12 protein-coding genes and 1 pseudogene are annotated in these 11019 nt (G+C 71.8%); 10 read left to right on the plus strand and 3 right to left on the minus strand.

Annotated features, from left to right (window positions below; genetic code table 11):
• Position 1: 1 nt before the first annotated feature.
• Together AC07BS_RS25680 and AC07BS_RS25685 are read right to left on the minus strand one after the other, a co-directional pair.
• Positions 2-451, minus strand: coding sequence for a hypothetical protein (locus AC07BS_RS25680; RefSeq protein ID WP_478934630.1), 450 nt, complete (start codon positions 449-451; stop codon positions 2-4).
• A 79-nt stretch (positions 452-530) separates the two neighbouring features.
• Positions 531-1049 (minus strand): MarR family winged helix-turn-helix transcriptional regulator, encoded by a 519-nt coding sequence (locus tag AC07BS_RS25685; protein WP_478934631.1) that lies wholly within the window; start codon positions 1047-1049, stop codon positions 531-533.
• A gap of 93 nt (positions 1050-1142) precedes the next feature.
• On the opposite strand from AC07BS_RS25685, the gene AC07BS_RS25690 reads away from it, so the two are divergent.
• The 3 genes and pseudogenes from AC07BS_RS25690 to AC07BS_RS25700 all read left to right on the plus strand — a co-directional run bounded on the left by AC07BS_RS25690 (position 1143) and on the right by AC07BS_RS25700 (position 3372).
• Complete coding sequence (locus tag AC07BS_RS25690; RefSeq protein WP_478934632.1) at positions 1143-1640, plus strand: hypothetical protein; 498 nt, start codon at positions 1143-1145, stop codon at positions 1638-1640.
• A gap of 126 nt (positions 1641-1766) precedes the next feature.
• Positions 1767-1858, plus strand: a pseudogene (locus tag AC07BS_RS25695).
• 152 nt (positions 1859-2010) lie between these two features.
• Positions 2011-3372 carry a M20 metallopeptidase family protein gene (locus AC07BS_RS25700; RefSeq protein ID WP_478934633.1) on the plus strand — a complete coding sequence of 454 codons (1362 nt, stop codon included), beginning with the start codon at positions 2011-2013 and terminating at the stop codon, positions 3370-3372.
• 5 nt (positions 3373-3377) lie between these two features.
• On the opposite strand, the gene AC07BS_RS25705 is transcribed toward AC07BS_RS25700, so the two are convergent.
• A complete protein-coding gene (locus AC07BS_RS25705; protein ID WP_478934634.1) occupies positions 3378-4082 on the minus strand; it encodes a FadR/GntR family transcriptional regulator in 705 nt (234 codons plus the stop codon).
• A gap of 130 nt (positions 4083-4212) precedes the next feature.
• Here AC07BS_RS25705 and AC07BS_RS25710 point away from each other — a divergent pair, with 130 nt between their 5' ends.
• The 7 genes from AC07BS_RS25710 to AC07BS_RS25740 form a co-directional block, all read left to right on the plus strand.
• Positions 4213-4698, plus strand: a complete 486-nt coding sequence (locus AC07BS_RS25710; protein ID WP_478934635.1) for a flavin reductase family protein — start codon at positions 4213-4215, stop codon at positions 4696-4698.
• A gap of 100 nt (positions 4699-4798) precedes the next feature.
• Positions 4799-6010 carry an acyl-CoA dehydrogenase family protein gene (locus tag AC07BS_RS25715; protein ID WP_478934636.1) on the plus strand — a complete coding sequence of 404 codons (1212 nt, stop codon included), beginning with the start codon at positions 4799-4801 and terminating at the stop codon, positions 6008-6010.
• Positions 6011-6128: 118 nt separating this feature from the next.
• Complete coding sequence (locus AC07BS_RS25720) at positions 6129-6653, plus strand: hypothetical protein (protein ID WP_478934637.1); 525 nt, start codon at positions 6129-6131, stop codon at positions 6651-6653.
• Positions 6650-7024, plus strand: a complete 375-nt coding sequence (locus AC07BS_RS25725) for a hypothetical protein (protein WP_478934638.1) — start codon at positions 6650-6652, stop codon at positions 7022-7024. The genes AC07BS_RS25720 and AC07BS_RS25725 overlap by 4 nt, the downstream gene beginning before the upstream one ends.
• A gap of 205 nt (positions 7025-7229) precedes the next feature.
• Entirely contained in the window at positions 7230-8813 is a 1584-nt protein-coding gene (locus AC07BS_RS25730; RefSeq protein WP_478934639.1) for an alpha/beta fold hydrolase, read from the plus strand.
• A gap of 54 nt (positions 8814-8867) precedes the next feature.
• On the plus strand, positions 8868-9578 hold the full coding sequence (locus tag AC07BS_RS25735) for a response regulator transcription factor (protein ID WP_478934640.1): 711 nt from the start codon (positions 8868-8870) through the stop codon (positions 9576-9578).
• Positions 9578-11019: ATP-binding protein (locus tag AC07BS_RS25740; protein ID WP_478934641.1), on the plus strand; the 1442-nt coding region annotated here is incomplete at its 3' end. The genes AC07BS_RS25735 and AC07BS_RS25740, both read left to right, overlap by 1 nt.

Raw genomic sequence — 11019 nt, forward strand, 5'->3', positions numbered from 1 at the left:
GCTACCCGCAGTCGCCCAGGACGATCCTCGATCCACCGGATTCGTACGCGGCGTACAACTGGATCAACTCGACCGGGAGGGTCAGCACCGTGAGCCACAGGCACAGCTGCACGCCGACGTAGGTCACCAGAGGCGGCCATGTCTCCCCGAGGCGGGCGCCGTACCGCCGGCGGACCCGCCTGGTGAGCAGCAGACAGACAACGACGGCGACGACGCCGAGCCCCAGCCCGGCCCAGGCCCCGACGTACGCCGTCCCGGGGAAGGGCATGTGCCGGCACGCCTTCTGCTGCCGGTCCGCCCAGTCGCTCGTGATGTCGTCGATGCTCAGGGAAGCGACCAGACCGCCGACACTGATGAACGGCACCAGCAGTGCGGTGGTGATGACGCCGGGGGTGACGGGGGGCTGGCGCGTGGTGTTGTCGAGCGCATCGGGGACGGGGGACGAAACCATGAGTATCTACGATGCCCAGCTCTGCTCGGTTCGGAAGACGGCGACGGCTGCCCATCCTAGGTTCAGAATGTGCTCACGCTCACGACGGTGGTGACCCTGAACGGCGCAGGCGGTCGAGGTTGCCGAGGAGGCGACCGAGGGCCGTGCCGAGGGCGGTGCGTTCGGGGGCCGAGAGGCCGTCCAGGAGCGGTTCCTCCACCGCCGCCACGGTGTGCCGCATGTCCTCCAGCATCCGCCGGCCCTCCTCGGTGACGTGGAGTTCGGCGGTGCGGCCACGCCCCGTCGGCGTCGTCCGGGCGACCGCGCCGGCCTGCTCCAGGCGGAGCACGGTGGCCTGCATGCTCTGGGCCGTGACCCCGGCGCGGCGGCCCAGCTCGCTGTACGACAGCCCGGGCTCGTGCGCCAGGTGCCCCAGGGCGCCCATGAGCCGCAGCGAGTGACCACGTGCCTCGAGCCGGCGGTTCACCTCGTCCTGGACGAAGCGCCCCGCGCCGACGAGCAGCAGCGCGAAGGGCGGAGAGGGCGGGGTCGCCGCGGCCTGTCCGGTCCGCCCGGGGGATGCGTCCGCGGGGTCGTCCGCGGTGTCGTCTGCCGTCAAGGCCGTGCCACCTGCTCCTGTTCTCGTCGGTTCTGGAGGATGCTAACGTCCGAGGAGTTTAAGTTGGGCTGAAACTCGAAGGATCCAGGTCCCATGACAAAGCTCCTGCTCAGCCTCCACGTCCTGGCCGCCGTCCTGGTCATAGGCCCGGCCACCGTCGCCGCCAGCCTCTTCCCCCGCTACGCCCGGGAGCTCCTGGCCCCCCAGCCGGGACCGTCGGACGAGCCGGGCCCGCGCCCGGGCCTCTCCGCCGTCCGCCTGCTCCACCGCGTCACCCGCGTCTACGCCGTCCTCGGCGTCAGCGTCCCGGTCTTCGGGGTGGCCACGGCCAAGCAGATGGGCGTGCTGGGCGACGCCTGGCTGGTGACATCGATGGCCCTGACCGCCGTGGCCGCGGTTCTGCTGGGCATCGCCGTGTACACCCAGGAGGCGGTCATGACCGCACTGGAGGAGCCCCGGAGCGAGGAGGCGGCGCGCTCGGCCGCCGCACGGCTGCCCCGGTTGTCGATGGTCACCGGGTTGTTCGCCCTCTCCTGGGCCGTGGTCACCGTGCTGATGATCGTCCGCCCCGGATCCACCACCGGCGCCTGACGGCGACGGCGAACGCGCATCCTCCCCGTCCCGACGTCAGCTGTTCGTCAGGCACGCGTCAGAGGAACGTCAGGTGGAGCTGCCACCATATTCATGTGAGCGGGCCGGGGAACCGGCGCGGATCACGGAGAGGTGCCCGGAGCGGCTTATCGGGGACCAGAGCGACAGCTCACGGTCGGGTTATGCCCACGCAGGTTCGAATCCTGCCCTCTCCGCCAGGAAGTGTCTCCGGGCGTCCGGCCGATGCTTATGACTCCCGGTATCCCTGTTCCTCCCCCCGGCCCACCCGCTACGGGTCACCATGGCAGTGGCAGCCATCAGAGGGCCGCGGTACGGCCCACCACATCGGACCGCCGGAGGCGACCGGCCCATGACGACGAGCGGCGACACGGACCGTGTCACGGCACCGGGCGACGACGCCCTCGCACTTCCTTCACCGCTGCTCGCCGAGGCACGCGTGCTGCTGCCCGGCGTCATCGCCGTACGCCGCGCGATCCACCGTATGCCCGAGACCGGCATCCACCTTCCCCGGACTCAGCAGACCGTACTGCGCGCGCTCGCCGGCCTCGGACTGTCCGTATCCGTCGGCGAGCGCCTGAGCTCGGTGGTCGCCGTCCTGGAGGGCGCGGCCCCGGGGCGTACCGTGCTCCTGCGCGCCGACATGGACGCGCTGCCGCAGCAGGAGGACACCGGTCTCGAGTTCGCCTCGCGGCGAGAAGGCGTCATGCACGCCTGCGGTCATGACACCCACACCGCCATGCTGGTCGGCGCTGCCCGGCTGCTCGCCGCGCGCAGAGAGCGACTCGCGGGGCGGGTGGTGTTCATGTTCCAGCCCGGGGAGGAACTCGGCGGCGGGGCACAGCTCATGCTCGACGAAGGGGTGCTGGGTGCCGGGGGAGGGGATGCTCCAGCGGTGGACGGCGTGGACGGCGTGGATGGTGCCTTCGCCCTCCACATCGCGGCCCGCTACGCGGCGGGCACGGTGAACCTGCGCCCGGGCCCGCAGTTCGCCGCCGCCGACGTGCTGCGCGTCACCGTACGCGGCCGGTCCGGACACGCGGCCGCGCCCCACAAGCTCCTCGACCCCGTCCCGGTCGCCTGCGAGATCGTTCAGGCCCTGCAGACCATGATGACCAGGACCGTCAGCGTCTTCGACCCCGCCGTCCTCACGGTCACCAGCATCTCGGCGGGAAGCGCCTTCAACGTCGTACCGGAGACCGCCGAGCTGGCCGGTACGTACCGCACCTTCACCGACGCGAGCCGGCGGCTGGTGCGCGACGGCATCGTCCGGGTCGCCCACGGCGTGGCCGCGGCCCACGGTGCCGCGGTCGACGTCGAGCTCATCGACGGCTACCCGGCCGTGCACAACGATCCGCGGTTCACGGCCGGCGTACGCCGGGCGGCGGCGACGGTGGTCGGACCCGCCGGGGTCCACGAGCTGCCCCATCCGACCATGGGAGGGGAGGACTTCTCCTACGTCCTGCGGCGCGTCCCCGGAGCGATGGCCTTCCTCGGCGCCTGTCCGCCGGGACTCACGCCCGAGACGGCTCCCGACAACCACTCCAACCATGTCGTGTACGAGGAGAGCGCCATGGCGGTGGGGGTCGCCGTGCACTGCGCGGTCGCGGAGGCGTTCCTGTCCGACACACATGACATACATGACACACATGACGCACGCGACGCACCCGACGCGCCTTTTCGTGATGGGCTCCCGCCCGCGCGGGAGCCGTAAGTGCTTCAGTCGAGTCGCGCCAGTTCCAGTGCCCGGGCGCGATCGCGGGCCTCGACGGCGTCGACGAGCGCGGCGTGGCGCTCGTAACGGTCCCGGAGCCGCTCGACTGCGTCGGGACCGGCGAGCGGCAGGAGTGTCGCGTAGAGCGAGCGCAGCAGCGTGTTGGGGCTGACGGCCGCCAGTCGCGTACGGAACCGGTGGTCGGCGGCGGCGAAGGCGGCCGGGTCGGACGTCCGCGCGGCCCCGGCCAGCTCCTCCAACCCGCCTCGCAGCGCGGCGACGTCGGCGGGTGAGGCGTGCCAGAGGGCGTCCTCGACCAGGAGCGGGCCCAGGGCGTCGCGGATGCGCCGGGCCTCCTCGGCGTGCGCGCCGTCCGGCTGGAGGCTGTCCAGCGCGAGAACGGAGTTGCCCAGGCGTCGCATGGGGGACTGCTCGGCGGCGAAGAGACCGCCGCCCGGGCCCGGCCGTACCGTGACCAGCCCGCGGGACTGGAGCAGCCGCAGGGTCTCGTTGAACGTGCCGACGGACACCCCGCACGCGGCGCGGAGCTCCTCCTTGGTGCCCAGACGTTCACCCGGGGCCGCGTCGGCGACCATGGCCGCGATGCGCTCGGCGGCGACCTCGGCGCGGGAGGCCGCGGAGCGTTCCCAGTCGCCGCGCCGCAGGGCGGGCGGTTCGACGCCCCCTCTGATGTCCTCCGCGGCTCCCACAGGGCCTCCCCATCCTCGTCCGCTCGAAGTCGGCTATTGATTATGGTCAATAGCATCACACCTCTTGACGCTCTTTCAAACCCCCGTGCATGATCACAGTAATCATCATGATGAATTTGGAGGGGACGCCATGATGACCGAACAGGACTTCCGGGACGTGATGGCCGGGGTGTGTGCCCCGGTGACCGTCGTGACGACCACCCAGGACGAGACGCCCCATGGGGCGACCGTCAGCGCGTTCGCTTCGCTGTCCTTACAGCCGCCGATGGTGTCGGTGGCCCTGGACCGCCGCTCGGGACTGCTGGCCCGCACCCTGGCGACCAGGCGGTTCGGGGTGAACGTGCTCGGCGCCGAACAGGAAGCGCTGGCGCTCCGCTTCGCCGACCGCCGCACGGCCGACCGCTTCGCCGGGACCGGCTGGGATTACGACCACGGGCTGCCCCGGCTGCCGGACGCCCCGGGCTGGCTCGTGTGCGAGCTGGCCTCGGTGGTCGAGGGCGGTGACCACCTCCTGCTGTTGGGGACGGTCGTGCACGCCCGAACGGCCACGGCGCCGCCCCTGGTCTACGGCCACCGGACCTTCGGCACGCACTCCGCACTCGCCCCGGTCGCGTGACCCGTAACTCACGCGATTCCGGTAACTCGCGCGATGCCCGTAACTCGCGTAACTCCCGCCACCGCACCGGTACCACGCGTTCCACGTTTTGGAGACAGACATGAACCCCACCGGCCTCGCCACCCCCGACCTCGCCTCACCGACCACCGCCGAGCTGGTGGCGCGGGCCACCGCGCTCCACCCGCTGCTCCGCGAGCACGCCCCCAGGATCGAGGCGGAGCGCAGGCTGACCGACGAGGTGGTCGACGCCCTGACGGACGCCGGCCTGTTCAAACTGACCGTGCCGCGGCGCTTCGGCGGATACGAGACCGACATGCGCACCCTGGTGGACGTGCCGGCCGCGATCGCCGAGGGCGACGGCTCCACGGGATGGGTGGTGGCCGTGGTCAACACCTGCAACTGGCTGGCCTGCCTGTTCCCCCTCCAGGCCCAGGAGGAGGTCTTCGGCGCCGACCCCGACGCGCGGGTCACCGGTGTCTTCACCCCCGACAACGCCGTCAACCACAAGGTCGAGGGCGGATGGCGGATATCCGGCCGCTGGTACTACAACTCCGGTGCCTGGCACTCCACCTGGGCCGTGCTGGGCATACCCCTGACCGACGAGCGCGGCGAGATCGTCGACCAGGGGATGATGCTGGTGCCGCGCACCGACCTGGAGATGCAGGACGTCTGGCACGTCGCCGGGATGCGCGGCACCGGCAGCAACTGCCTGATCGCCGAGGACGTCTTCGTCCCCGAGCACCGCGTCTTCTCCCTGCCGCGTGCCATCGACGGTGAGCTGCCCACGGTCCACGGCCCCACCGGCCTGTACCGCTCGCCCCTCGCGCCGCTCCTCGGCCTGGGCCTCGCCGGTCCCCAGCTGGGCATGGCCCGCGCCGCGCTGAAGCTGGTCACGGAGAAGGCCCGGACCAAGCCGATCTCGTACACCTACTACGAGACGCAGGCCGACTCGGTGGCCGTACAGCTCCAGATCGCCGAAGCCTCCCTGCGCATCGACACCGCGCAACTGCACATGCACCGCGGCGCCGCGGACATCGACGATGCCGCCGCCCGCGGTGGCGACCTCGACGAGCTGACCCGCGCCCGCGTCCGGGCAGACGCCGCGCACGCCATCAAGAACCTCCTCGACGCCATCAACTCCCTGCTCAACGTGCACGGCGGCGGCTCCTTCGCCGACATGAACCCGCTGCAGCGGATCTGGCGGGACGCGAGCACCGCCGGCCGGCACGCGGTCGCCGCGCCCGCGGTGGGCATGGAGACCTACGGCAAGCTGCTGCTGGGCGTCGAGGAGCGGATCACGCCCTTCATCTGAGCCGGGAACTGGTCCTGTTTATCACCTGAAATAGTGATTTCATTCCGGAGCCGGCGGCAGCACACTCGGAGTGGACGGTGCGCACCTCCTCTGTCTCGTGGACCGAAGGAGTACCGTGATGTTCCTTGTGCCCAAGCGTGTGTGGGCCGCCGGTGCGGCGACCCTGCTCCTGTCGGCGGCCGTCCTGGCACCGACCGCCACCGCCGACAGCCGGGCGCTCGCCGAGACCCTCAACTGCACCGGCTCCATCCAGGTGAACGTCCACCCCGTCAACGGCGCCGTCGACGGAAGCGGAACGCTGCGCTGCGCGACCCCGAGCACGTCCTACGACGGACAGCTGAAGATCTCGGGCAGCGTCACCGGCACCTCCGGCCTGGCCTACAAGACCAAGACGGCCGATACGCTCTCGATCTTCTCGGGCTCCACTGGGGAAATCGTCGACCTCAGCGTGAACAGGACGCTGAACCGGCTCTCGGACGCGGCGTCCGGTAATGCCACCGAGAGCGGCACGGGGGTGGTCGTCGGTGGCGGCCCCTTCGGTGGCGCGACGGTGGCCGATTCCGGAAGCGGCACATTCGGCTCGGGGACGGGGGTGGTGACGTTCCTCATCACCAACAACTACACCCTCGACCTGAACGGTTGAGTGCCGCGCTGTATCGGCATCCGGATCAGAACTTCACGTTCCCCGGCTCCGAGACGGAGTTCAGCTTCGCCGCTTCCGGAAGGCCCGCGGAGGTCGCCGGAAGGACGGCCGATTGGTTCGAGGCCATTCTCGCGCGACCGCTGACCCGCTGGGAGTGGCGGTACGAGGGCAAGCGGTACGCGGTCCGCTACGAGTACGCGGATACGGGCCGAGGTCTCGGTGAAGGCTTCGAGACGCACTTGGCTCCGCCCGAGGTGCGCCGGCGCTTCGCCGTCGAGGGCATCGATCGGGGGAAGGGACGGATCAACCGCGCGGGCCTGGGTGAGCCGGACCGGATCGTGCACGTCAGAGGCGACCGGCCCGGCCGATAGGTAGGGGAACAGCGGATCAGGCGTTCCACCACTCGTCGGTACCGCGACCGACTTCGTATGCTGTCGCACCCTCCTGCCGGTTCTTACACGCCTTTGCCGTCGCTCTGCCGTGCCTGCGAAGTACGCCCGGCAACGTGGTGCCCGCACCCGAGGAACACCGGGGGATCCGGGGGAGTCCGGGGAACCCGCGGCAGAGGAGAGCGCGATGACGTACAAGAGGACGGCCCGGCGCGCGGGTCTGGCCGTGAGCGCGATGGCCGCGATGGCGGTGATGGCCTCCACGCTGCCGGTGGCGACCGCCACCGCCTCCGCGCCCAGAGGCGGCCACGCGGCCACGACGGTACCCACCTGGTGCCCGACCATCGACGGCCACCAGGTCGACTGCGGCCGCCTGGACCGCCCGCTCGTCGCGGGGAAACCGGAGCTCGGCAACGTCGCGGTGAGCTACGCGGTGGTACGCCACAGCGCACCCGGCCCCGCCAAGGGCACCGTCGCCGTCAACCCGGGCGGCCCGGGCGAGACCGCCGTCGAGAAGGCCCAGGACTTCGCCCAGCGCCTGGCAGGGCTGCTGGAGGACCACGACCTGCTGCTCGTCGACCCCCGCGGTACCGGCGCTTCGGAGCCCATCCCGTGCGGTGTCACGGACGCCGAGTACCGCCTCGGCACGCGGGCCCAGCAGCGGGCCGCGGTCGAGCGGTGCGGGAAGAACCTCGGGCCCAAGGCCGCCGCCTACACCTCGGCGGCCACCGCCGACGACATCGACGCCGTCCGCGACCGCCTCGGCGTACGGCAGCTCAGCCTGTACGGGCTGTCCTACGGCACGTACCTGATGCCGGTGTACGCCTCCCGTCACCCCGAGCGCGTACGCAACATCGTCCTGTCCGGGGCCTTCCCCCTCCGGGACGACCCCCTGGCGCGACCCAGCGCCCAGGCGGTCTCGCTCACCCTCCGCCGCGTCTGCGAGCGCAGCACCCCGGCCGCGTGCGACGGGGAGCAGGCCGTCAAGGACCTGGCCACCACGGCCGCGCGCCTGCGCGAGCGGCCCGTCACCGTGCCGATCACCACCGAACACGGCGGCGTCCACAAGCTGAAGTTTACCGAGGACAAGCTCGCCAACCTGCTCTTCGAGGCGGCCAGCAGGGGCGTCGGCCACGAGCCGGAGAAGCCCTCGCTGCTCGGGCAGTTGCCCCATGCCCTCGACCGTTTCGTCAAGGGTGACGCCGCGCCGCTGCGCACGCTGATCGAGAAGGAGTGGGAGACGGGCAGCGCCGTGGACCAGGCGCCGTACATCGCGGTCGCCTGCAACGACTACGGCAAGTCCTGGTCGAAGGAGGCGCCGCGGTCCGTGCGGTGGCGTCAGTACCGCACGGCGCTGGCGGCCGTGCGTCCCGGTGAGCACGGGGCGTTCAGCACCAAGGGCTTCACCGAGGGGCACACGGACGGCGGTGACGTGTGCATCGGCTGGCCGGGGAAGGACACCCCGGACCCGCAGCCCACGAACATCGAGCTGCCCGACGTCCCGGTCCTCGTGCTCTCCGGTGACCTCGACGCCAACACCCCCGACGCGAACGGCGAGAAGGCCGCCGCGCAGTTCCGCGACAGCCGGTTCTTCTCGGTCCGCAATACGGGGCATGTGCCCGAGCTGGAGACGAGCGGCTGCGTCACCGGCGTCTCCTCGCACTTCATCCGCACGGGCGAGCCGGGCGACACCTCCTGCCTGAGCGCCCTCCAGCCGATCACCGTCGACCCCGTCGACCCCGTCGGCGGCGCCGCCGACTTCCGCCGCTGACGGGCCGGACGATCCGGTGTCCTGACCGCGTCCGCCACCGACGAAGATGATCATATGACCGATGAAACGGGAAATCGCCGGACGGTACTGGTCGTCGAGGACGACCCGGGCGTGCGCAGCACCCTGAACCAGCTGCTGCGCTTCGAGGGCTACCGGGTACTCATGGCCTGCGACGGCCTGGAGGCCCTCGGCCTCCTGGAACAGGAGCGACCCGACCTGGCGGTGGTGGACGTGGTCATGCCGGGCCTCGACGGCCTCGGCCTGTGCCGGATGCTGCGCCGGCGCGGCGACCGGCTGCCCGTCCTGGTCCTGACGGCCCGGCAGGAGGTCGGCGACCGGGTCGCGGGACTCGACGCGGGCGCCGACGACTATCTGGCCAAGCCGTTCGCGACCGAGGAGCTCTTCGCCCGCATCCGCGCCCTGCTGCGGCGCACGGACCCGCCCGCGGAATCCGGGACCCTGACGGTCGCGGACCTCACCCTGGATCCCGCGTCCCGGCAGGCGTTCCGCGGGGAGCGGCGGCTGGACCTGACGAAGACCGAGTTCGACGTGCTGGAACTGCTGCTGGGCCACCCGGGTGTGGTCCTCGGCCGGTCGCAGATCTACGAGCGGATCTGGGGGTTCGACTTCGACACCACCTCCCGCTCCCTCGACGTCTACATCGGCTATCTGCGTCAGAAGACCGAGCAGGACGGCGAGCCCCGGCTGATCCACACCGTTCGCAGCGTCGGCTACACGATCCGGCCCGCGATCCGGCCCGCCTGATGCTCCGTACCTTTCGCATCCTTACCCTCCGTACGAAGATCACCGCTGTCGTCGCCGGGACCGCCGCGCTCGCCATCACCCTCGCCGCCTTCATGTCGTACCGGGGCGTGGGCGACCTGGTCGGCAACGAGCTCGAGCGGGGCCTCGTCGACCGTACGGACACCGTCGTCACCCTCCTCGACGCCGACCGGACCCCGCCCGCCCGGCCGGGCATGATCGAGCAGACCGTGTCCGCCGATGGGACGGTCAGGCCGCTGGCACCCGGCCGCGAGTCTCTGCCGGTCCCGCCGGACGCGCTGCGCGTGGCCCGTACGGGTAAGGGCGAGGCCCGCGTGGACGTCGACGTCGCCGGCATCGAGTACGGCACCCTGACCAGGCCCCTGCCCGGAGGCGGGGCGGTCATGGTCGGCCAGAGCTACGAGGGCGCCGCGCGCGTCGACGACCAGTTCCTGTGGCGGATCACCTGGACCACCGCGGCCGCCATCGCCCTCGCGGCACTCCTCGGCTGGCTCGTCCTGGGGCGGGTCCTGCGGCCGGTCCGCCGACTGGCCGGCGCCACCCGGCGCATCACCACCACCCAGGACCTCGCCACGCCGCTGCCGCCCGCCGGGTCCGACGAGATCGGCCAGTTGACGCACAGCTTCGAGCACATGCTCGCCGCGCTGCGCCGCTCCCGTGCCCAGCAGCAGCAACTGGTCCAGGACGCCGGCCACGAACTGCGTACGCCGCTCACCTCGGTACGGGGGAGTGCCGAACTGCTCCAGCGGGCGCGCGGCAGGCTCGCCCCCGAGGACGAGGAGCAGATCCTCGCCACCCTGGTCAACGAGACCGCCGCCCTCGACGACCTGGTGCGCGAGCTCGTCGAACTGGCCACGGACCGGCACACGGACGAGGAGCCCGAGGCCGTCGATCTGACCATCGCCGCGGAGGACGGCGCGCAGCGTTTCCGCCAGCGGACGGGGCGCGTCGTCCTGGTCGTCGAGGACGACGGCAACCCGCCGGCATTGGTGCGCGCCCGGCCGCGCGCGCTCCAGCGGTGCGTCGACAACCTCCTCAGCAACGCGGTGAAGTTCAGCCCCGAGGGCACCCCGGTCACCGTGCACATCGGCGGCGGCAGGCTGGCCGTACGGGACCAGGGCCCGGGCATCGCGCCCGACGAGCGGCACGCCGTCTTCGACCGCTTCTACCGCGGCCCCCGGACCCAGGCGACTCCCGGCTCCGGACTCGGCCTGGCCATCGTGCACGACATCGTCACGGCGGACGCCGGAACCGTCTTCGCCACCACGGCGGACGGCGGCGGGGGGGGGGGGGGGGGGGGGGGGGGGGGGGAGGGAGGAGGGGGGGGGGGGGAGGGAGGGGGGGGAGGGGGAGACGGCCGAGAACCGACCTCTCCCTCCTCTCGCCCCCCCTCCCGTCTCCCCTCCCCCCCCCCCCCCCCCCC

It is taken from the genome of Streptomyces sp. NPDC044063 (assembly GCF_056434285.1).